This window comes from Pseudomonas sp. Ag1 (genome assembly GCF_000278565.1).
Taxonomy (GTDB): Bacteria; Pseudomonadota; Gammaproteobacteria; order Pseudomonadales; family Pseudomonadaceae; genus Aquipseudomonas.
The window spans coordinates 45,947-65,821 of sequence record NZ_AKVH01000084.1 but is presented as its reverse complement, the minus strand read 5'-3'; the positions used below and the strand labels follow the sequence as shown (position 1 = coordinate 65,821).

The window sequence follows — 19,875 nt, the reverse complement described above, 5'->3', positions numbered from 1 at the left end:
GCCGCGCGGCCCGAAGGCGGCGCGGCGTTTTTGCGGTTCAACTCAAGTGTCTTGCTTGTTTTCCAGGACTTCGCCGGTCTTGGCATCCAGCTTCACGTCCCACTTCACGTTGCTGGTGTCACGCAGTTCGGTCTCGTAGACCAGGCGGCCGGCGTTGTCTTCCAGTTCGGTGTCAACGATGGTGGCGCCTTTGTGCTGGGCCACGGCCTTGGCGTTGAGCTTTTCAAAATCCATCACGGCACCGGACTTGAGCAGGCTCGGAATCTGGTCCGGGCGAACATCGGCCTGGACCAAACCGGCGGTAAGGGTCAAGGCGGCAGCGGCGAACAGAGCGGTCAGGTTTTTCATGGTGTGATCCTTTGGGGTGAGCTGTTTAAGTGGGATCAGGTTAACCAGCGCAACTTAACTCACCCTTAAAATTGCGCCGTTTGTTCAATCGGCGGCGAGTGCGGGGTTTCATGCTGGCGTCTCACTTACGGGAGGCACAGATGAAACAGTTAATGGCCTGGGTGTATGCGCCCTTGTTCTGGGCGGGGTTTATCGGGTGGGCGCTGTGGCTGGTGCAGAGGGATGCGCTGCAGTGGCTGGGGCTGGTATTTGTTCTGGCGGTGGCGGTGTCGTTTATCGCCGAGTGGTGGTTGCCCTATGAGCCACAGTGGAATCGCAACCAGGGTGATCGTCGTCGCGACTTGATTCACGCGTTGGTCAATGAGGGCCTCAATGCGGCGGGCTTGTTGATCTTGCCGGTGCTGACCGCGCTGTTGGCCGTCGACGGTGTATGGCCGCGGGCGTGGCCGCTCTGGGCGCAATTGCTGCTGGCGATCTTCATTGCCGATGCGGGCATCACCCTGATGCATTACGCCAGCCACCGAGTCGCTGCCTTGTGGCGCCTGCACGCGGTGCACCACAGCGTGCAACGGCTGTATGGCTTCAATGGCTTGATGAAGCATCCGTTGCACCAGATGCTGGAAGCCACGGCCGGGTTGGCGCCGTTGATCCTGCTGGGCATTCCTACGGAGGTGGCGCTGCTGCTGGCCCTGGCGATTGCCGTGCAGCTGCTGTTGCAGCATTCCAATGTCGACATGCGCCTGGGGCCGTTGCGCTGGGTGTTCGCCTGGGCGCCGGTGCATCGTTTTCATCACATGAAATATGGCCGGGCTGGGGATGTGAATTTCGGCTTGTTTTTCAATCTGTGGGATTGGCTCTTGGGTACGGCGTTTTACAGCCATGACTATCGAATGGGGCAGGGCGACTTGGGGATTGGCAGCCGGCCGGATTTTCCGCGGGAGTATGTGGCGCAGTTGCGCGATCCGTTCAGGACGGTGCAATTGAGCAAGGAGCCGCCGGTTCCCGCGGGTCTAGTCGAGGATTCGTACGTGCAGGTTGCGCAACGACGCCCCGGCCGTGACGCCGAATAGTTGCTTCATGGTCCGGGAAAAATGCGCCGAATCGGCGAACCCGGCGCCATGGGCAGCCTCGGTCAGGGTGCTGCCGCCGAGCGCCAGTCCCAGCGCCACTCGCAAGCGCCGCCACAACACCAGGCGACGTACCGGCAAACCCAGTTGGTTGGCGAACAAACGTTCCAGCTGGCTTAACGAAACGTGCGCCGCCTGTGCCAGGGCTTGGGCCGAGACCTTGCCACTCAGTTGCTGATCCAGCGCCGACAGCGCGCGCTCCACCCTGGCATCTTCCAGTGCGCGTCTCGGCAATTGGCGCAGCGTGCGCTCGAGTGCTTCCAGGGACCGTTCACTGTCGGCCAGGGCGGCCTGCAAAGAGTCGAAGTCAAAGGCGCCGGGTTCGGCATACACCATCAACACCTCACCGTGGGAGTGGAGGATGGCGTGGGGCATTCTGGACGGGATAAACAGGCGATGGGCCGTGATGGCACGGCCATCGAGGCTGGCCGTGACCGGCCCGCCCGCGGAGAACATCAGCTGATGGGCATAGTGTGCATGGGGCGCAGTGCGCCCCGGTATGCCCTGGATCAGCCCGTAGTCAGGCCCCAGCCACAGGCGACCTGACCATTCGGGGCTCACTCAGTAACCGTTGTCCTGCAGCAGGTCGGCCACACTCGAGGACGGCCAGCGCTTGTAGTACTTCAGCAGTTCGGCAGCGCGGTTGGTGAAGATGCCATCGACGCCGGCTTTCATGACCTTGTCGAAGTCCACCGGCTCATCCACGGTGTACACGTGCACCAGCAAGCCCTTGTCGTGGGTCAACTGGTTCATCTCGGGTTTGACCAGGTCGGAGTAGCTCTGGTCGCCCAGGTTGGTCAGCTGTGCCGAAGGGCCGGTACCGATGGCGCCCAGGCTCTTGGCCTCGTCGATCCATTTTTCGAACTCGGCGGCGTCCTTCGGCTCCTGCTTGGCGTAGTAGGCGGCTTTGCTCGGCTCGCCGGACTCGGCGAAGGGCACCTTGGATTTCGGTTCGATGCTGCCTTCACCTACCCACAACAGCAGGATTTTCGGGGTGTTGGGCATCTCTTTTTGCAGTTCTTTCAGGCTGTCTTTCTCAAAGGTTTGCAGCACCACGCGGCCCTTGCCCTGGCCGACGCCGATGTTTTTCTGGGCCTGGTTGGAGCCGGTGGAGCTCAACCAGCCTTTATCCAGCAGCTTGTTCTTCAGGTCGGCCTCGATGCCCGGGAATTGCTTCGGCTCCTTGGTTTCGATGTACAGGCCGGGTTTGTGCTGCGGATTGCCTTCGGCGATCTTGATGATTTCGTCCAGGCTGAGGATTTTCAGGCCGACGAAGCCCGGGCGGGCACGATCCGGGTAGGCGGCGTTGAACCAGCTGCCGGCGTCCAGGGTTTTAAGCTCGGCCCAGGTGAATTCGTTGGCCGGGCTGTCCTTGCGCTCCGGGAACTTGGTGGCGACGTCGGTGGTGCGTTGCAGGTTGTTGTCATGCAGGGCGAATAGCACGCCGTCCTTGCTGCGTTGCAGGTCCATTTCCAGGTAGTCGGCACCCAGGTCGCGCGCGACTTTGTAGGCGGCGGCGGTGGATTCCGGTGCATCGAAGGAGGCGCCACGGTGGGCAATCACGGCGGGGTGCGGAATGCCTTCGTTGGTGGCCAATTCGGTAGGGCTGATCGGGCTTGCCGCCTGTGCGTGGCCAAGGCCCAGCATCAGGGCCAGCAGCAGGGCACTCTTGGTAAACGTGACAGGCATATGCGAAGTCCTTTCGTGGAGGTAACTTTGAGAAGGGCTCCTTTTTAACAATTGCTTGCGAATGGCGCTATCACCAAACCGACATTAACGTGTTCACCGGCCATTTTTCTGCACTTTTGTGCGGTGCGATGCAGTACTCTTGCCTTGAATTGCCCCATCAGAGGGCAGATTTTCCTGCCACGCGTGTAAACCATCTTTCCAGTCCAAGTAGGACTTTTCAGTGAGGTTTACCATGCGCATCACCTCCGAGCTTATCTGCCAGGCCGCCGACCAACTCCAGGGTTTTGTCGGCCTGAACCGCAAGACTGGCCAGTACATCGTCCGTTTCAGCGAAGACTCCTTCGGCATGGACGTGGCAGATGACGGCATCATCCCAACCGCCGAGTTTGTCTGGCTGCCGGTCGACGGGCAGGCCATGACCTTGTCCCGCGAGCGGATCCAGTTGTTGCTGGACCAGAACATCGACGATCGCATCAACATCACCGAACCGCTGCGGGTGTACATGCGTCGGGTGGAGATTCCACAGATCAGTGCGGTGCGCAGTCTGGTCAGTTGAGTGCCGCATAGCCCTGCGGCTGGAGCGCTTTTTGTGGCTAGGGAGCTTGCTGTGGCAGGAGGCTTGCTGTGGTGAGGGAGCTCCCTGCCACAGCAAGCTCCCTCACTACAGCAAGCGCCCTCACCACAGAGCCTCCCTTGTCCACATTAAGTGTTTTACACGGGCTGAGGTTTCAGCGCTCGAACGCGTAAGACCGCTCCACCTTGCACACCCGCGTATGGCACGCCGAGTACCAGGTGGCGCGGCCCTGTTCGCGCACCTCAGTGTGTTCGGCGTGCTGCTTCCAGGCCAGGATCGCGGCTTCGCTGCTCCAGTAGGACACCGTGATACCCAGCCCGTCGTCCCCGCGCGCCGATTCCACGCCGAGAAAACCGGGTTGTTGCCGGGCCAGTTCCAGCATGCGGTCGGCGGCTTGTCCGTAACCGTTGTCACCTTCAGTGCGCAATGAACTGAACACCACGGCGTAGTACGGCGGTTTGGGTGTCTTGGCGATCATGCGCAGGCCTTCAGCAGCGCAATGGCCAGCGGCGGGGTGACGCCTTTAAGCGCCGCACGTTCCGGCTGGAACAGGGTGGCGACAAAAAACGGATGGCCCAGCAACTCCACCGCCCGCAGGTCACCCGCCGAGTCATGGCCGCTGGCAATCAGGTCGGCTTCCAGCAATGCGCTTTCGAAGTCTGGATTGATGCCATAGCGGCAACGGTAGCCTTCATGGATATCGAGGGTGGCGTAGGCCTCGGCGATGCGGGTATAGGCCATCAAGTGGATGGTGTCGGTCGCTTCCACCAGCGCACAGGTCAGGGGCGTGAGTACTGCACGGGGCGAATCGGGAGCCAGTTCGCCGTGTTCTGCGTCGGCCCAGCCCAGCACGTTGCGGGCATATTCCAGCACCGCGTGTTGAAAACCGCCGCAGGTGCCGAGGAACGGGCGCTTTTGTTCACGGGCATACCGGATGGCCAGCAGCGCGCCGTCAAGGTCTCGGTAGGGGCTGGCGGGGACGCACCAGAAGCCGTCGTAGTGCTGCAGTTGTTCGGTGGATTTGATCGTGTCGGTGGCCAGCCAGTCGAACCGCACCGTCAGGCCCAGCGCCGCGCCGGCCTGTTGCAACGCCAGGGGAATGGCCTGGTGGGCGGTGACTTGGGCATCGTAGTCGCCGATCAGGGCCAGGTGCAGGGTGGTTTTATTCATCGAGGGTATCCGTGGCTTGTTGAGTCCTGGCGCTCACTATAGATTGGCGTTCACGCAATCAATATTGGCGTTAACACACATGTTCAATGCAGCGGCGCACTATCAGATCGACTACCCAGACCTTTCCCTGATCCTCGCCCTGGTGCGCGGCGGCACGCTCGCGCGGGCGGCGGCGTTGCTGCGGGTGGATGTGTCTACGGTGTTTCGCGCGGTGCGGCGGCTGGAGACGGCGCTGGGCCAGACGCTGTTCGAAAAGAGCCGCGCCGGCTACCTGCCCACCACCTTGGCCACCACCCTCGCCGAGCAGGCCGAACGTGCCGAACAGGCGCTGGAGGCAGCACGTGTGGGAGTGGAGCAGGGCGGTGAAGTGATCAGCGGTACGGTGCGCCTGACGTGCACGGACTCGGTATTGCAGTCACTGTTGCTGCCGGCCCTGGCGCAGTTCATGCCGGGCTACCCGGCGTTGACCCTGGAGCTGAGCACGTCCAATGACTTCGCCAACCTCAGCCGCCGCGATGCGGATATCGCCCTGCGCCTGACCAAGGCACCGCCCGAGCATCTGGTAGGACGTTGCCTGGGCACGGTGTCGTATCGGGTGTGCGCCAGTGCCGACTATTCCCGCCAGCATGCGGGGGAGGAACTGGCGGCCCTGAACTGGATCGCGCCGGATGACTTCCTGCCGGATCACCCCACCGTCACCTGGCGGCGCCAGCACTTGCCGGGAGTGATGCCAGCCTATCGCTGCAACAGCATGGTTTCGGTAACCGAGCTGGTGCGCGCGGGACTCGGCGTGGCCGCGTTGCCGGATTACCTGCTGGGCGCGGGTCTGGAACCGTTGAGCCCGCCGCTGGTGGGGCACGACACCGCCCTGTGGCTGCTGACGCGCCCCGATTGCCGGGCCTTGCGTTCGGTGGTGACGTTATTTGATCAGTTGGGCCAGCATGTGCGTTTGCCGGTGAGATAACTGTGGGAGCCAGCTCCCACACGGGATGCGTGGGAGGGTCAGGTCTTGCGCACGAATTGGTCGTGCATTTCGCTGGTCAGCCCTTCGATGCGTTCGGTCAGTTGTTTGGTCATCTCGGTGAGCTTGGTGTTCTGCTCCAACAGTTCCAGCAGTTGCTTGGTGGTCTGCGCCGCCTGGGCCTGGCGTTCGGTGTTGGCCACGGCCAGGGCTTCGCGGTGCTGGGCGTCGGCGTCGGATTGGGCCTTGTCCCGTGCGGCCTGGCGGGTCTGGGCGAGCAAAATCAAGGGGGCGGCATAGGCCGATTGCAGGCTGAACGCCAGGTTCAAGAGGATGAACGGGTAGACGTCAAAGTGCGTGATGCCGGTCATGTTGAGCACGACCCACAGAATCACGATTGCCGTTTGCGCCCCCAGGAACGTCGGGGTGCCAAAGAAGCGCGCGAAGGCTTCGGCTTTCAACGCAAAGGTGTCGTTGCCAAAGGTCGGCGCGAGATGGGCGTGTTTACGATGAAAGCGCAGGTGGTCAACGTTGGCTTCAGGTTTATCCGGGGTCATGGCGGGCTCGAATCCGTGGCGTAAGACAAGCCACCACTATAGACCGAGCCCTCGGCCTGGCACATGAAGAAGCCTGTCGCTTACCTGTTGCCCCGTTCATTGGCAAACGCACTCACAGCCTGCACCGCCTCGCTGGCGCCTTCGCGAATCTGCAGGATCACCGTGCCGGCCTGGTTGGCCAGGTCCACGCCCTGGGCGGCGCGGTCGCGGGTACCGTCCATGCTGTCGATGGCCTGGCGGGTTTCGGTCTGGATCATCTCGATCATCGACGAAATCTCTGCGGTTGAACCGCTGGTGCGCGCCGCCAATTGCCGCACTTCATCGGCCACCACCGCAAAGCCACGCCCTTGTTCGCCGGCGCGTGCGGCTTCGATGGCAGCGTTTAATGCCAGCAGGTTGGTCTGGTCGGCAATCCCGCGAATGGTGTTGACGATGGCGGTGATCTGCTGCGAACGCTCGCCCAGCTTGGCGATCAGCGCGGAAGAACCGTCGATATTGGCGGCAATCTCACGCATGCCGGTGGCGGTCTGCTGGATCACCTCGGCGCCTTTTTCGGCGATGTCCCGGGTTTGCAGCGAGATGTGATAAGCCTGGGTGGCGCTTTGCGCGTCGGCCGCGTGTTTCTCCACCATGGCCGTGACGTCGGAGGCGTATTTCACCACCTTGCACAGGCGCCCGCTGGCGTCGTACACCGGGTTGTAGTTGGCTTCCAGCCACACCACCTGGCCGTTTTTGTCGATGCGTTCGAATTGGCCGTTGAACAGCTCACCCTGGTTCAGCCGTCGCCAGAAATCGCTGTAGGCGCTGCTGTTGGCCAGCTCCGGTGTGCAGAACATGCGGTGATGCTTGCCCTGCACCTGCGCCAGGTTGTAGCCCATGCGCTGCAGGAAATTCTGGTTGGCGCTGATGATGGTGCCGTCGAGATTGAACTCGATCACCGCCATGGCGCGGTCGATGGCCTGCAACTTGGCGTTGGCTTCACTCTCGGCCTGCATTTTCGGGGTGACGTCCATGGCGTACTTCACCACTTTCACCACGCTGCCGGACTCGTCGCGCACCGGGTTGTAGCTGGCCTCTAGCCAGATCGGCTGGCCGTCGCTGGTCACGCGCTCAAAGGTGCCGGACTGGAATTGGCCGTTGCGCAGTTGCGTCCATAGCTGGCCGTACTCGGCGCTGCGGGCAAAGGCCGGGGTGCAGAACAGGCGGTGGGACTGGCCCACGACTTGGTCGGCGGTGTAGCCCATGGCCTTGAGGAAATTCTCGTTGGCCCGCAGGACCGTGCCTTGCAGATCAAATTCAATCACCGCCATGGAGCGGTCGATGGCGTCGAGAAGGCTGGCTTGCTGGGCAAGGGTGGCTTGCAGGGTACTGATGGTTTTTTTATGGGCGTTGAATAGCATGGTCGTGTGCTCGGGGGAAGCAAGCGTCAGGGGTATCCATGGGGGCGCCTGCCACCGTAAGGCCTGGCCATACGGCAAACGTGCTCATTGCCAGCTTCCTTGTGCTGGCAGCGGGGTGGAACAGCGGGTTCTGAGTCGTATGGCCGGCAAGAAGTTCTATTCCAGTCGACCAATGGCGGCATTATGCTATCGGTCGGCGACGGGCGCGTTTAATTCAGACGAGATGCAGAGGGCGGGATTCAGGCGGAATGGGCGACCACGTAGTCGCTGATATTGACTCGGTTACGGCCGGTGTCCTTGGCCGCGTACAGCGCGCGGTCCGCTGCGTTGAGCCACATGGCCGCGTCGGTGAAGGTGCTCTGGAAAGACGCCAGGCCAATGCTCAGGCTGACCCGCAGCTCGGGGATTTCCGGGTTGCGGTAATTGCTGAACACCTCGCGCATGCGTTCCATGACTTGCGCGGCCTGTTCCATGGGCATGTCCGGAAGAATCACACAGAACTCGTCGCCGCCGTATCGCCCGGCCAGGTCGTTTGCCCGCAGGTTGCGTCGAAGTTCCAGGCTTAGTTGGCGCAGAACCTGGTCACCGATGATGTGCCCATAGCTGTCGTTGATCTGCTTGAAATGGTCGATGTCGATCAGTGCGATGGTGGCGTTCCCATGTTGTTGCTGGCACTTGTGAAACTTCAGGTGCAGCAGGTCTTTCCACGAACCGTGGTTGAGCAGGCCGGTGAGGCTGTCGGTGCGGCTCAAGGCGCTCAGGGCGCGTTTGTGTTCCGACAATTTGATCGCCAGGCGGTAGCAGACCATGCCCAGCGCCATGGGATACAGGGTCAGCATCGGCAGGCAGGCGTAGACCTGGACCAGGCTGACGTCGGGATTGAAGTGGATGCCAAACAGCAGCCAGGACACGCCGATACCTGCCAGTTGCGCCACGATGCCGTGGAGGAACAGGCGTTTGCCGCCGGCGGCGACGTTGTTCATGGTCATCATCGACAGGATGGTCACGGCCGTCAGTGGCGTGAACTGTGTAGTCGCCGCCCAGAACCCGCCGAGCAGTGAGTCGTAGAGCAGGTTTCGCCGTTCCGCCTTGTAGGGGAAATCGGAGCGGGTCGAAAGTTGATAGGCCAGGTGCGCCCAGCCAAAACCATTGAACAGCAGCAACGCCCAGACCCAGCCTGGCATTTGCAGTGGGTAGAGCGCGGCGATGACGCTGATGCAGCCGATGCCCAGGCCGATGATCCTTGGCCTGTAGATACGTCTGGCAAATGACAGCCCTTTGCCTCGTTGGTTTTCCATAGATTCCTGGGTCGATTCTTTTTTTGCAGCTACGACGGCACACGTGATCGGGAAAACCACTGGTCGGATAATACGTGTGAATATTGTCAGTTATTCGCGTGGGAATAATCAGTGTCCTTCCAGGCCATTTGCAAAGGACACGCGGCGAATCAGATAAAAAACGACCTTGGATGTCGTTCCTGCAACAGGTCAGTGCTGCGGCACGACCTCATAGCCTGCGAGGAACAGGTCGATGGCTGACTCGATGACGTTCGCTTGAGCGTCGGCGTCCAGGGTCGGCTGGCCGAGGGTGATCTGTGGCCAGAAGGCAAAGGCCTTGAGCAGGCTTTGCACCTGATGGGCGGCGAAGCATGGGTCGGTGCAGCTCAGCCGGCCGTCTTCCTGGGCGGCGCGCACCCATTGGGTGAAGCCTTCTTCACGCTTGCTCAGGCGGTTGACCATGTCCTGGGCACGTTCCGGCGAGTGGATGGTGGCGGCAATCGCGACCCGGGCCAGGTCGAGGAAGTTGGCGTCCGACATCATCGTCATCTTGGCCTGCAGCAACCCGCGCAGTTGCTCTCGCAGCGGGCGGTCGCTGGCGTAGCTGACGTCCAGTTGCGCAACACTGCTGGCCCACAGTTGATGCAGGATCTCGGCGAACAGCTCTTCCTTGCTCGGGAAGTGGTTGTACACCGTGCGCTTGGAAACCCCCGCCGTGGCCGCAATCTTGTCCATGCTGGTGACCTCGAACCCGTTGTCACGAAACTCGGCAATGGCGGCTGCCACGATGGCTTCGCGTTTACGGTCGGTGAGGCGCAGGGGTACAGTCATGGTGGGAGTTCGGCTCTGAAGGGAAACTTACACTCGGTAGTTTACTTGCTCCCGGTTTTGTTGCAATCTAGAAACTACACTGTGCAGTGTAATTTTCAGAGCAGTCTGCAGGAGTTCCTCGGTAATGGCCACGATCTCAACCCGTCTCGACAGTTCTTCTACAGCGCCCAAGTCTTCCGAACAGCATCAAGGTCACTTCACCAATCAGAAGCCCATCCAGCATGGCGGCTTGGGCAAGACCCTGGGCATCATGTGGAAGATGCTCTTCCAGAAGCCCCGTAGCACGCGCCCGGTGGGTGAGATCCCGGTGCAGCCGCTGACTCGCGAGCAACTGTTTGCCGCCCCGGACCATAGCGTTTTCCGCCTCGGCCATTCCACCGTGCTGCTGAAAATGCGCGGCAAGTTCTGGCTGACCGACCCGGTGTTCGCCGAGCGTGCTTCGCCGTTCAGTTGGGCGGGCCCCAAGCGTTTCCATCAGCCGCCGATCAGCCTTGAGGACCTGCCGCCGATCGAGGCGGTGATTCTTTCCCACAACCACTACGACCATCTGGACCACAAGGCGGTGGTGCAACTGGCGGACAAGACCCGCTATTTCCTCGCGCCGCTGGGTGTGGGCGATACCCTGGTCAAGTGGGGCGTGGATGCCAGCAAGGTGCGGCAGCTGGATTGGTGGCAGGGCACTGAAGTGGACGGGATTCGTTTTGTGTCCACGCCGGCCCAGCACTTTTCCGGGCGCGGCCTGTTCGATGGCAACCAGACGCTGTGGTGTTCGTGGGTGATGATCGACGGCTCACGGCGAATTTTCTTCAGCGGTGATACCGGCTATTTCGAGGGCTTCAAGCGTATCGGCGAGCAGTACGGCCCGTTTGACCTGACCCTGATGGAGACGGGTGCCTACAACGTCGACTGGCCCCACGTGCACATGCAACCGGAAGAAACCCTGCAGGCGCACATCGACTTGAAGGGCCGCTGGCTGCTGCCGATCCATAACGGCACGTTCGACCTGGCGTTTCATGCATGGCACGAACCCTTCGACCGCATCATGGCGCTGGCATGGGAGCGTAACGTGTCGATCACCACACCGGCGATGGGGCAGGCGTTCATGCTCAACCAGCCGGAGCGCGGGCAGGCCTGGTGGCTGGACGTCGAGCATCAGGGCAGTGAAGCGCACGTCAGCGGATAATCACCGTCTGATCGCGCGCTCAGGGATTTTGAACGAGCCATAACCAGCCATTTCCGACAGACATCCACCTCGCTTAAGGGATGCAATCACGCCTCGAAACTCTATTCCGGGGCGTGGGAGTGTATGGACGATAAGAGTAGGAAGGTCACGGGGCCGGGCGTGCGCTGCCTGTTCAAGCCTTCAGGATCGGTGGACAGTTGTACTCCCCAGCCTTGCGCCCCCACTGCCAGCCAGGGCGTCGTGTTTGGCAGTCATGCGGCCGGTACGATCGTCAATTCGGCCACTCACCAGGGCGGCCTGGAGTTCGGCTCCACGGGCGGTTACGGCCCCAGGCTCGACCTCCCTGGTCCCATGATGCACAGCGTGCGCGATCCCGCGTTATCACTGATTGCCCTCAGCGGTGTCGACCCTGAGGGGCGGGTGATGGTGGAGATTCCACCCGTCGCTGATCCGGGTCATCTGATCAACACACCGCCCCTGGCTGGCAGCCGTATTGGTTTTGCCAGCGAGTACGTTACCGGTGATGTGCGCAAACCCGCCAAACACAGCCCGCACTTTGCCCGGGTACTGGACGTACTGCGTGCAGCCGGTGCGCAATTGGTGCCTGTGACGGCGCGGGTGACCGATGACACACGTCACTTCACCCTGGACCCCGGCAATGAGATTAACGACCGGGTCACGGAAAACCGCCTGGATGGGGTGGTGGCGGATGCGCAAGGTGTTGCTTTCCACAAAGCAGCGACTGCCGATAACCCACGCTTCAGCGTGCCCGCGGGCACCGACGTCGACGGGGTGTCGAGGGTCGTCTGGTTCTATGGTGCGCACTGGTCCAGAGATCGTCTGGCGGCGTTGGTGCGAGGTTGTCAGCAGGTTCTAGGGCGGCTTCAAGGGCCTACGCCATGGGGAGAGTGATCGTACGCCGCGGTAAGAGTTGCCCCCGAGTCATCGAGTATTTCGCTTCTTAGACTGAGGCAGGGATATCGAACGGTATCCCCAACATTCAGGCAGGCGGGGAGTATTTATGATTGGACCAGGTTTGGGCGCGGGATGGGCAGCGGGGCTTTTCGATGCAGTGGTGAACCCGCCACAGGCCTACAGGAGTGCCGACGATTTGGCGGCGGCCATGACCCGGCCCAATGGGGCCAGTTCCGATTCGGTGGTGAGGGATTCGCTGAAGCTGATCGCCACCATGGACAAGGGCTTGCAGGGCGGCAATGCGTTCATTGAGATCAATCCTGACGCTCGTGTGAAAGCCCGTGCGCTGGATCTGGACCGGGCCGAAGGCAAAGTGCGCGGGCCTTTGCATGGCGTTCCGATAGCGCTCAAGGATGTGTTCGAAACCGGCGACAAGATGCAGACCAGCGGTGGCTCCATGGCGCTGGTGGGCAGGCCCGCTTCAAGGAACGCCAAGGTGGTGGACAACCTGCTGAAGGCTGGCGTTGTGATTATTGGAAAAACCAACATGAGCGAATTGTCCAATTTTCGCTCTGAGGCGCCGGTTGATGGCTGGAGCTCCAGGGGCGGCTTGACCCTCAACCCGCATCGGCTGGATGGCCAGGCGGCGGGGTCGAGTACGGGCTCTGCGGTAGCCGTTGCACAAGGGATTGTGCCCTTGGCATTGGGGGTCGAAACCAATGGTTCAATCATTACGCCGGCGGCTTACAACGGTGTTATTGGTTTCAAACCGACCGAAGGATTAGTGAGCACTGAAGGGGTGATGACCAGTTCCCGCAAGGACACGGTGGGCACCTTCACCCGTAACGTACGTGATGCGGCGCAAGCACTGGATGCGATGACGGATACCAACCGCTACACCCAGGGAATCAAGCCTGACGCCTTGGTGGGCAAGCGCATCGGCTATACGCCGTTGCCTGAGTTATCAGCAGAAGATGCCAACGACCCGGCGAAAATAGCCGACAGGCAGCACTTCGAGGATGCCATTACGTTGCTGCGGGGCAAGGGCGCGACATTGGTACCCGTGGGTCAACTGGGTGAGGGCGTCCCGTACGAAACCCATGAGCAATATAACGACGCGTTGTTATCGGACGTTAAACACCAGCTTGAAGCCTACCTGGCCGGACGGGCAGGCTTGCCGGTGAAGTCGCTGGCTGAGCTGATTGAATTCAACGAGCGCAACAGCGGTCCGGGTGTGCCGGATCAACAGATGCTCACCATGATCAACGGGATGGATATCAGTGATGAGGCGCGCAATGAGTTATGGGCTGCCATCGGCCCGATTTTCAAAAGCACCATCGATAAGCCGCTGGCCGAGCATAAGCTTGACGCAATAGTGTCCAATTTTCACTCGTACAGTTACTACTACTCGGCAGTGGCCGGTTATCCCGGTATCTCCATGCCATCGGGAATGGACGACGAAGGGATGCCAACGGCTGTTCACTTTTATGGGGCAAATTTGAGCGAAGCCACGTTGCTGTCGGTCGCCTACGGGTATGAGCAGGCCTCCCATGCAATTAGGAAGCCTGCGTTTACACCCGGCCTGCGCTAGTCCGGATTACTTCAACCCATAACGAGCGGCGGGTTCACGGTGCGACAGGTTCGGGCCGAGGGCCAGCCGTGCGCTTTCGTAGGTGTCCCAATCGGCGCTGTCCGGCAGGGACGGAATCGTCACGGCTTCACCCTGGGCAAGGCCTGCCAGGGCGGCGTCCACCAGGTTCTCGGTGGTCATCACCATGGCTTCCGGCAGGTTGTTCACAGGCAGGCCGGCGATGTCCCAGAACTCCGTGGCGGTAGCGCCTGGCAGCACTACCTGGACCACCACGCCCTTGTCACTCAGCTCATGCTGCAGCGATTCGCTGAACGCCTGCACGAACGCTTTGGTACCGCCATACACGCCGTTCAGCACTTTGGGAGCGAGAGCGACAATCGAGCCGATATTGATAATCGTGCCACGGCCCTGGGCGACAAAGTTGGTTGCCGCGGCTTTGGCCAGGCGGGTCAGCGCCAGTACGTTCAGCAGAATCATCGCGTCCATTTTGTCGGCATCCGACTCCAGCAGCGAAGCCGTGGCGCCCACACCGGCGTTATTCACCAGCAGGCTGATACGGCTGTCTTCGTGCGCGATCCGGGCGATTCGCGCCAAGTCGGCTGGCAGATTGAGATCGGCCGCTATCACCTGCACGTCACGCTGGGTATTGGCTTTCAAGCGTGTTGCCAACTGCTCCAGACGTTGCTGGTTGCGGGCCACCAGAATCAGATCGTAGCCGGCACGGGCCAGGCGGTCGGCATACACCGCACCAATTCCTGACGAGGCACCGGTAATCAGGGCATAACCTTTGTGTTGCGACATGGCAGTTGCTCCAAATGGGCCGGGGAGGGGATCGGCCTTGTTGGAACCAAGATTATGGGTGTAATGTGATGGCTGCAATGTCATATATCCCTCCTTTAGAGACATGAGGTTTGGCCATGGTGTCCGTCGGTATTCTGCTTTTTCCCGGTTTCCAGGTGCTCAGCCTGTCCACCAGCAGCGTGTTCGAATTTGCCAACTTCGTGGTGGGGCGACCGTTCTACCGCGTGGACTTGTTGTCGGAGCATGGCGGGCCGATAAAAAGCTCCATGGGCTTTGCCATTGATAGCCTGGCGTTCGGGCAGCAGGTCTACGACACGATCCTGGTGCTGGGGGACAACGAACTACTTGAGCCCACTCCTGGCATGGTGGAGTACCTGCAAGCGTCATTGACGGCGTCGCGCCGGGTTACGTCGGCCTGCACCGGGTCGTTCCACCTGGCGGCGGCCGGCCTGTTGGAAGGGCGCAAGGCAACCACCCACTGGTACCACGCCATGACGTTTCGCCAGCGCTACCCCAACGTGAAGCTGGAGGAAGACCGGATCTTCACCGTCGATGGCCCGCTCTGGACCTCTGCCGGGATGACCGCCTGCATCGACCTGGCCCTGGCCCTGGTCGAGCACGATTTGGGCGTGGAAGTGGCTCGCGACGTGGCGAAAAAACTGGTGGTTTACCATCGCCGTGCCGGTGGCCAGTCACAGTTCTCGGCGTTGCTGGAACTGGACCCAAAGTCCGACCGCGTACAAACCGCCCTGGCGTGGGCCAAAGGGCACTTGCACGAGGACCTCTCGGTAGAACAACTGGCGCAAGCGGCACACCTCAGCCCGCGTCAGTTCAGCCGACTGTTCCGCGCCGAAACCGGGCAATCCCCGGCCAAGGCGGTAGAACACCTGCGCATTGAAGCGGCGAGGTTGATGCTCGAATCTGGCAGCCACTCCATCGACGTCGTCGCCCGGGAGACGGGCTTCGGTGACCCGGAGCGCATGCGTCGAGCCTTCCTGCGAGCGTTTGGCCAACCGCCACAAATGATCCGTCGGGCGCTGCAGTTGCAGGCGTGAGTTGATGGCCTTGCGCGCTATGCACCATTGGGCTGAGGTGTTGTTGGGTCAATAGACGCCGCTGTTGAATCCAGAAACCTTGAGATGATCCCTTTGGCGGCCGGTTGTGCCGGAGTGCTGGCGCGGCCCCGCACATTCATCCCCCAACCCGGCGCAAAGCCCGGGAAAAACACCAACCCTTCAGCCTCCAGGCGAAACGCCACACTCAAGCGGACAGCATCGTCCACATCGCCATGGCTTTCAAAACGTTGAAGGGCGTCCACTTCCACATCCGCTTCCCGGGCCAGGTCTTCCCGGCTCCAGCCCAGCATCAGGCGGGCCTGGACGCTGTGCCGTGGGGTGAATTGATGAAGGACGATCTGCTGTTCTACAGTGCTGCTCATTGCCAGAGAGGACATGGACTTTCTCCAGGTTCGACGGGGGAGGGCAAACTATACTGTGTTTTTGTACAGTTGTTTTGACCGCTCATCAACTGGATTTTCCGATAGCGCTGCCGCCGCTCTATTTCGCCCCTTCCAGGTAGGTGCTCGGTGACTGCCCAAGCACCCGGCGGAACATGCTGGAAAATGCCGCCGGGTTTTCATAGCCCAGGTCCAGGGCGATCCGGGTGACGCTTGCACCGCTGGCCAACCGCGCCAAGGCCTGCACAACACAGGCCCGCTGGCGCCACTGCACGAAGCTCAGGCCGGTTTGTTGGCGGAAATGCCGGCTGAAGGTGCGCAGGCTCAGGTGCGATTGTTGCGCCCATTGAACCGGTGACTGGTGCACGTCCGGCCGCTGCAGAAACGTCAGGCACAGAGCAAGCAGGCGAGGGTCCTCCGGCAGCGGGATATGCAGGGGCAAGTGCGTGGCGCGTGCCAGTTCATGCAACAGCAGGCTGACCAGCGCACCGTCGCGCCCGGCCTCGTCGTATTCCAGCGGCAGCTCCACCGCCTCCATCAGCAGCTGGCGCATCAGGGGGGAAACGTTGATGACGTGGCAGTCGGTGCCCAAGTCGGTGACGGCGTGCGGTTCGATATACAGGCTGCGCGTCGACACGCCGAGCATCAGCACTTCATGGGGCACTTGGGCGGGAATCCACACCGCGCGCTGGGGCGGCACAACCCAGTTGCCTTGCTGGGTGCTGACTTGCATCACCCCGGTGGCGCCATACAGCAACTGGCCGCGCCGATGGCTGTGGCGCTTGAGCAGATAGCCGTGGGGATAGTCGGTGCCGATTGCCACGACCGTTCGCGGGGTCAGGTCGAGCTGAGCGATGGAACCGTTGCGCATGGAGCTGATCCCGGAAGTGGCAATATCTCGCACATTATTGGCCGACATGCGCAAGCGGGCCAAGCCTTGAATCTCTATCGTCGACAGCTCTCCCTGATACTGAAGGCGATTCTCGATGTTCTATCTATTACTGGCACTGTTCGGCTGCATGACCGGCGTGACCGCTGTGCTGTTCGGCTTCGGTGGCGGGTTCGTGGTGGTGCCGTTGCTGTACGGCATGCTCAAGCTCAGCCGCGACGCGGGCGTGAGTGAATCAGCGATGCATATCGCGGTCGCCACCTCCACCTGCGTGATGATCGTCAACGCGCTGCTTGCCACCGGAAAACACCAGCGCAAAGGTAATCTGATTCGCCATTACCTGTGGCCGTTGGGCGGGTACATCGGGGTCGGCGCCGTGCTGGGCGCAGGGGCTGCAATGTTCGCCAGCGGCGATTTCATGCGGTACGCCTTTATCGCCTACCTGGCCATCACCATTGTCGATTGCCTGTTGCGCAGGGGCTTTCTCAGCCAGGACGACAGGCTCCAGCCACGACGCCTGAGCGGAGTGGAAGTGACGGGCGGCGGCATCGCCATTGGCCTGATCGCGACTTTCCTGGGTGTGGGCGGCAGCGTGATGACCGTGCCGCTGTTGCGCCGTTGTGGCTTGAGCATGTCCCAGTCCACGTCCATGGCTAATCCGCTGAGCGTGCCGGTGGCGCTGGCCGGTACGTTTACCTACATGCTCATGGCTGGATTCGCCAAGGTGCAATTGGGCACGTGGTATGTCGGCTATGTCGACTTGCTGGCGTTTGCCATCCTCACCCTGGGTTCGCTGCTGGGCATTCGCCTGGCCACGCCGTGGATCGGTCGCATCCCGGATGCACTGCATGCGCGGGTGTATATCGGGTTGTTGGGCGTGGTGATGGTGAGCATGCTGCTTTAGGTTTCCAACCCCGGCGCCTCGCGAATAATCAGGTGATCGAGGTTCTCGATATTGGCACTGAATACCCCGAACGTCTGCTCGGGGTTTTTCTTGCTTGGCACCTGTTTCAGCTCCGGCGTCACCCCGTAGAAGAAGCAATACAGCGCTCGATCACTGTCCACCGCGGCCTTGATCTGCTCCAGGAACGCCTTGCGCTTGCGGTAGTTCTCGATCAGTTTTTTGCTCAGGTAAACATTGATGGAGTAGGGCTTTTTGTCGAGCCAGGCTTTCTTTTCGAAGTCGATGCGAAAGCTGCTGGTGTAGTCCTTGATCTCCTTGATCTTGCCCCAGTAGATCAGGCCTTTATTGTCTTGCAGGTATTCGATCTTCTTGAAAAACGTCCAGTAGGTCGCGGTGTGATCGCCGATCTTCAAGGGCATGCTTTTGAGCTTGTCCTTGTCGCCGATATTGGACACGTAGCATTCCACTGGGTGGGCAAAGACGCTGGTCTTGTCCGGGGTAGTGTCGCTTGAGCTGTGAGACAAGGCGTAGCGGGTTGCCGGCGTTTTCGGTGGCTCTTGTGCGGTGCCACCCTCAGCACCGATGACCGGCGTTTTGCGTTCGTACTGGCGCCGCGTCAGGACAAATTCCGACGGGAAGTTTTCCTCCGGCCCATCCTCAGATTCGCCTTTTCCGGCAGGGCGACTGGCGTAACGGCAACCCTCGATATGCCGGGTGCTGGGGATGTTCTTGAAGTGGGGCGTACGCAGGTAATTGACGTTTTTTGCATTGAACGTGCCCAACACATTGCCCGCCGCAAACGCCGCCCGGCATTCATCGTTGGGGCACAGGAAACTGTCCTTGTCGGAATCGAAGGCGGCGGTTTCGTCGAAATTCAGGTCGCGCACGTCATAGATCGACAGCTTGTCGTCGAGACTCAGGCTGTAGGCCGTGTCGAATTTCATGGGGCTCGGGTCCGTGAGAGATTTCGCTATTAATAGCGGGATATCGAGCAAATATCAGTAGAAATTACGCACGGACCACCACACGCCGGCCACTCAGGAAACACAAGGTGCCTCCCACCGCCGTCAGCCCGCTGAGTACATAGAACATCGAGGCGGGCGATGCATTGATCAGCAGGTAGCCGCAGATCACCGGGCTCAGCGCCCCGCCAAATGCCGCCAGGTTTTGTGCGCCGTAATAACTGCCGCGCAGGGCGTCCGGGGCGATGGTGTCGATAAACAGGAACTCGGACGGGTAGATGATCATCTCCCCGAGGGTGAACACAAACATCGCGACACACCACGACACCAGGCCGTCCGCCATGCTGAAGCCGATCAACCCGGCAATAAACAGCGAGGTGCCGAGCACGATCCAGTAGCGCAGTTGTTCGCGCTTGAGGAAGCGGCCGATCTGGTACTGCATCAGGATCACCGTAATGGCGTTGCACGCCAGCACCGCAGAGAGAATTTTCAGCGCGTTCTCCGGCTTGTAGGCCACCAGCAGGAACTGCGACAGATACAGGGTGTAGCGCCCATGGACAATGGTGCTCAACAGGCTGCCGCTGGTGAACAGGATCAAGGTGCGATCGCTGCGCAGGGTCCTCAGGGTGCTGAGAAAACTTAAGGGTTTGTTGCTGTCGTCGCGCTGGGTCGGTGGGATGCCGATCATCAGGAACAGGCTGCCAAAGGCAATCGCGCTGGCGATCAGGAACGGTGCCAGGGGCATCTGCCCGGCAATCACCACGCCGAGCATCGGGCCGGTGGCGTAGCCGACATTGGTCAGGGTGTAGCGCAGGGAAAACACCTTGGCCCGCTGGCCCACCGGCAGGTTCTCGCTGATGATCGCCTTGGAGCCGATCAGGAACAGCGCCGAAGCGGCTTCGGTGATCACCAGGGTCAGGGTGGTCAGGTACAGGTTGCTGGCAAAGGTCAGCAACAAAAAACCGATGGAGCTGGAAAGCATCGCCAGTATCAGCAGCTTGCGCTTTTCCAGGCGGTCGATGATGTAGCCACCATAGAGGCCCAGCAGGGTGGCGATGAACACGGCGATGCCCATCAGCAAGCCGATATCTTGCTGGTTGAGGCCCAGGCGGGTGCTCAGCAACAGGGCGAGCAATGGGCTGGTCATGGCGCGGCTGACGACGATGGTCACCGAGCAGATCATCAGGCGGCGGATTACCAGGGAGTACGTGGCCACGGTGGGGCGGATGTCCTTATTCTT

The 19,875-nt window shown here is 61.0% G+C and carries 22 protein-coding genes; 8 read left to right on the top strand and 14 right to left on the bottom strand.

Features of this window, described 5'->3' with window-relative positions:
- Positions 1–42 precede the first annotated feature (42 nt).
- Positions 43–348 (bottom strand): PepSY domain-containing protein, encoded by a 306-nt coding sequence (locus tag A462_RS23635; RefSeq protein ID WP_008432961.1) that lies wholly within the window; start codon positions 346–348, stop codon positions 43–45.
- 140 nt (positions 349–488) lie between these two features.
- Here A462_RS23635 and A462_RS23640 point away from each other — a divergent pair, with 140 nt between their 5' ends.
- A complete protein-coding gene (locus A462_RS23640) occupies positions 489–1,418 on the top strand; it encodes a sterol desaturase family protein (RefSeq protein ID WP_032899071.1) in 930 nt (309 codons plus the stop codon).
- Here A462_RS23640 and A462_RS0132365 read toward each other — a convergent pair.
- Complete coding sequence (locus A462_RS0132365) at positions 1,359–2,036, bottom strand: helix-turn-helix domain-containing protein (protein WP_032899069.1); 678 nt, start codon at positions 2,034–2,036, stop codon at positions 1,359–1,361. The genes A462_RS23640 and A462_RS0132365 overlap by 60 nt on opposite strands.
- Positions 2,037–3,164, bottom strand: a complete 1,128-nt coding sequence (locus tag A462_RS23645) for a glycerophosphodiester phosphodiesterase (protein ID WP_008432958.1) — start codon at positions 3,162–3,164, stop codon at positions 2,037–2,039.
- 232 nt (positions 3,165–3,396) lie between these two features.
- On the opposite strand from A462_RS23645, the gene A462_RS23650 reads away from it, so the two are divergent.
- Positions 3,397–3,720: a DUF2025 family protein gene (locus A462_RS23650; protein WP_008432956.1), complete on the top strand. Its 324-nt coding sequence runs from the start codon at positions 3,397–3,399 to the stop codon at positions 3,718–3,720.
- A 172-nt stretch (positions 3,721–3,892) separates the two neighbouring features.
- Here A462_RS23650 and A462_RS23655 read toward each other — a convergent pair whose 3' ends face one another.
- Both A462_RS23655 and A462_RS23660 read right to left on the bottom strand, forming a co-directional pair.
- A complete protein-coding gene (locus A462_RS23655; RefSeq protein ID WP_003211463.1) occupies positions 3,893–4,216 on the bottom strand; it encodes an antibiotic biosynthesis monooxygenase family protein in 324 nt (107 codons plus the stop codon).
- Entirely contained in the window at positions 4,213–4,908 is a 696-nt protein-coding gene (locus tag A462_RS23660) for a CTP synthase C-terminal region-related (seleno)protein (RefSeq protein ID WP_008432953.1), read from the bottom strand. The genes A462_RS23655 and A462_RS23660 overlap by 4 nt, the downstream gene beginning before the upstream one ends.
- A gap of 79 nt (positions 4,909–4,987) precedes the next feature.
- Between A462_RS23660 and A462_RS23665 the strand changes: the two genes are divergently transcribed.
- A complete protein-coding gene (locus A462_RS23665) occupies positions 4,988–5,872 on the top strand; it encodes a LysR family transcriptional regulator (protein ID WP_008432951.1) in 885 nt (294 codons plus the stop codon).
- 38 nt (positions 5,873–5,910) lie between these two features.
- On the opposite strand, the gene A462_RS23670 is transcribed toward A462_RS23665, so the two are convergent.
- The 4 genes from A462_RS23670 to A462_RS23685 form a co-directional block, all read right to left on the bottom strand.
- Positions 5,911–6,426, bottom strand: a complete 516-nt coding sequence (locus tag A462_RS23670; RefSeq protein WP_003211469.1) for a DUF1003 domain-containing protein — start codon at positions 6,424–6,426, stop codon at positions 5,911–5,913.
- Positions 6,427–6,506: 80 nt separating this feature from the next.
- Positions 6,507–7,826 (bottom strand): methyl-accepting chemotaxis protein, encoded by a 1,320-nt coding sequence (locus A462_RS23675; RefSeq protein WP_008432948.1) that lies wholly within the window; start codon positions 7,824–7,826, stop codon positions 6,507–6,509.
- Positions 7,827–8,065: 239 nt separating this feature from the next.
- Entirely contained in the window at positions 8,066–9,124 is a 1,059-nt protein-coding gene (locus A462_RS23680) for a diguanylate cyclase (RefSeq protein WP_003211472.1), read from the bottom strand.
- A gap of 189 nt (positions 9,125–9,313) precedes the next feature.
- Entirely contained in the window at positions 9,314–9,934 is a 621-nt protein-coding gene (locus tag A462_RS23685) for a TetR/AcrR family transcriptional regulator (protein WP_003211473.1), read from the bottom strand.
- A gap of 124 nt (positions 9,935–10,058) precedes the next feature.
- Between A462_RS23685 and A462_RS23690 the strand changes: the two genes are divergently transcribed.
- From A462_RS23690 to A462_RS23695, 3 genes are all read left to right on the top strand, one after another.
- A complete protein-coding gene (locus A462_RS23690; RefSeq protein WP_008432945.1) occupies positions 10,059–11,117 on the top strand; it encodes an MBL fold metallo-hydrolase in 1,059 nt (352 codons plus the stop codon).
- 123 nt (positions 11,118–11,240) lie between these two features.
- Entirely contained in the window at positions 11,241–12,029 is a 789-nt protein-coding gene (locus A462_RS0132360; RefSeq protein WP_008432942.1) for a hypothetical protein, read from the top strand.
- Positions 12,030–12,240: 211 nt separating this feature from the next.
- Entirely contained in the window at positions 12,241–13,623 is a 1,383-nt protein-coding gene (locus A462_RS23695) for an amidase family protein (RefSeq protein ID WP_157222829.1), read from the top strand.
- Between the two features lie 6 nt (positions 13,624–13,629).
- Here A462_RS23695 and A462_RS23700 read toward each other — a convergent pair whose 3' ends face one another.
- Positions 13,630–14,424 carry an SDR family NAD(P)-dependent oxidoreductase gene (locus A462_RS23700; RefSeq protein ID WP_008432939.1) on the bottom strand — a complete coding sequence of 265 codons (795 nt, stop codon included), beginning with the start codon at positions 14,422–14,424 and terminating at the stop codon, positions 13,630–13,632.
- 116 nt (positions 14,425–14,540) lie between these two features.
- On the opposite strand from A462_RS23700, the gene A462_RS23705 reads away from it, so the two are divergent.
- On the top strand, positions 14,541–15,479 hold the full coding sequence (locus A462_RS23705; RefSeq protein ID WP_008432938.1) for a GlxA family transcriptional regulator: 939 nt from the start codon (positions 14,541–14,543) through the stop codon (positions 15,477–15,479).
- A gap of 17 nt (positions 15,480–15,496) precedes the next feature.
- Here A462_RS23705 and A462_RS23710 read toward each other — a convergent pair whose 3' ends face one another.
- Positions 15,497–15,877, bottom strand: coding sequence for a helix-turn-helix domain-containing protein (locus A462_RS23710; RefSeq protein ID WP_008432936.1), 381 nt, complete (start codon positions 15,875–15,877; stop codon positions 15,497–15,499).
- A 103-nt stretch (positions 15,878–15,980) separates the two neighbouring features.
- Positions 15,981–16,751, bottom strand: coding sequence for an AraC family transcriptional regulator (locus tag A462_RS23715; RefSeq protein ID WP_032899076.1), 771 nt, complete (start codon positions 16,749–16,751; stop codon positions 15,981–15,983).
- A gap of 115 nt (positions 16,752–16,866) precedes the next feature.
- On the opposite strand from A462_RS23715, the gene A462_RS23720 reads away from it, so the two are divergent.
- Positions 16,867–17,673, top strand: coding sequence for a sulfite exporter TauE/SafE family protein (locus tag A462_RS23720; RefSeq protein WP_008432934.1), 807 nt, complete (start codon positions 16,867–16,869; stop codon positions 17,671–17,673).
- On the opposite strand, the gene A462_RS23725 is transcribed toward A462_RS23720, so the two are convergent.
- The gene (locus tag A462_RS23725) at positions 17,670–18,617 is read right to left on the bottom strand and encodes a hypothetical protein (RefSeq protein WP_008432933.1); all 948 of its coding nucleotides are present in this window, start codon (positions 18,615–18,617) and stop codon (positions 17,670–17,672) included. The genes A462_RS23720 and A462_RS23725 overlap by 4 nt on opposite strands.
- Before the next feature lie 64 nt (positions 18,618–18,681).
- A complete protein-coding gene (locus A462_RS23730) occupies positions 18,682–19,851 on the bottom strand; it encodes an MFS transporter (protein WP_003211499.1) in 1,170 nt (389 codons plus the stop codon).
- Between the last annotated feature and the right edge of the window lie 24 nt (positions 19,852–19,875).

What these genes read in the sequence shown, in the direction of transcription:
- A462_RS23635 (WP_008432961.1), bottom strand. Translation starts at nt 348, where the DNA reads ATGAAAAACCTGACCGCTCTGTTCGCCGCTGCCGCCTTGACCCTTACC.
- A462_RS23640 (WP_032899071.1), top strand. Translation starts at nt 489, where the DNA reads ATGAAACAGTTAATGGCCTGGGTGTATGCGCCCTTGTTCTGGGCGGGG.
- A462_RS23645 (WP_008432958.1), bottom strand. Translation starts at nt 3,164, where the DNA reads ATGCCTGTCACGTTTACCAAGAGTGCCCTGCTGCTGGCCCTGATGCTG.
- A462_RS23650 (WP_008432956.1), top strand. Translation starts at nt 3,397, where the DNA reads ATGCGCATCACCTCCGAGCTTATCTGCCAGGCCGCCGACCAACTCCAG.
- A462_RS23655 (WP_003211463.1), bottom strand. Translation starts at nt 4,216, where the DNA reads ATGATCGCCAAGACACCCAAACCGCCGTACTACGCCGTGGTGTTCAGT.
- A462_RS23660 (WP_008432953.1), bottom strand. Translation starts at nt 4,908, where the DNA reads ATGAATAAAACCACCCTGCACCTGGCCCTGATCGGCGACTACGATGCC.
- A462_RS23665 (WP_008432951.1), top strand. Translation starts at nt 4,988, where the DNA reads ATGTTCAATGCAGCGGCGCACTATCAGATCGACTACCCAGACCTTTCC.
- A462_RS23670 (WP_003211469.1), bottom strand. Translation starts at nt 6,426, where the DNA reads ATGACCCCGGATAAACCTGAAGCCAACGTTGACCACCTGCGCTTTCAT.
- A462_RS23675 (WP_008432948.1), bottom strand. Translation starts at nt 7,826, where the DNA reads ATGCTATTCAACGCCCATAAAAAAACCATCAGTACCCTGCAAGCCACC.
- A462_RS23680 (WP_003211472.1), bottom strand. Translation starts at nt 9,124, where the DNA reads ATGGAAAACCAACGAGGCAAAGGGCTGTCATTTGCCAGACGTATCTAC.
- A462_RS23685 (WP_003211473.1), bottom strand. Translation starts at nt 9,934, where the DNA reads ATGACTGTACCCCTGCGCCTCACCGACCGTAAACGCGAAGCCATCGTG.
- A462_RS23690 (WP_008432945.1), top strand. Translation starts at nt 10,059, where the DNA reads ATGGCCACGATCTCAACCCGTCTCGACAGTTCTTCTACAGCGCCCAAG.
- A462_RS0132360 (WP_008432942.1), top strand. Translation starts at nt 11,241, where the DNA reads ATGGACGATAAGAGTAGGAAGGTCACGGGGCCGGGCGTGCGCTGCCTG.
- A462_RS23695 (WP_157222829.1), top strand. Translation starts at nt 12,241, where the DNA reads ATGACCCGGCCCAATGGGGCCAGTTCCGATTCGGTGGTGAGGGATTCG.
- A462_RS23700 (WP_008432939.1), bottom strand. Translation starts at nt 14,424, where the DNA reads ATGTCGCAACACAAAGGTTATGCCCTGATTACCGGTGCCTCGTCAGGA.
- A462_RS23705 (WP_008432938.1), top strand. Translation starts at nt 14,541, where the DNA reads ATGGTGTCCGTCGGTATTCTGCTTTTTCCCGGTTTCCAGGTGCTCAGC.
- A462_RS23710 (WP_008432936.1), bottom strand. Translation starts at nt 15,877, where the DNA reads ATGTCCTCTCTGGCAATGAGCAGCACTGTAGAACAGCAGATCGTCCTT.
- A462_RS23715 (WP_032899076.1), bottom strand. Translation starts at nt 16,751, where the DNA reads ATGCGCAACGGTTCCATCGCTCAGCTCGACCTGACCCCGCGAACGGTC.
- A462_RS23720 (WP_008432934.1), top strand. Translation starts at nt 16,867, where the DNA reads ATGTTCTATCTATTACTGGCACTGTTCGGCTGCATGACCGGCGTGACC.
- A462_RS23725 (WP_008432933.1), bottom strand. Translation starts at nt 18,617, where the DNA reads ATGAAATTCGACACGGCCTACAGCCTGAGTCTCGACGACAAGCTGTCG.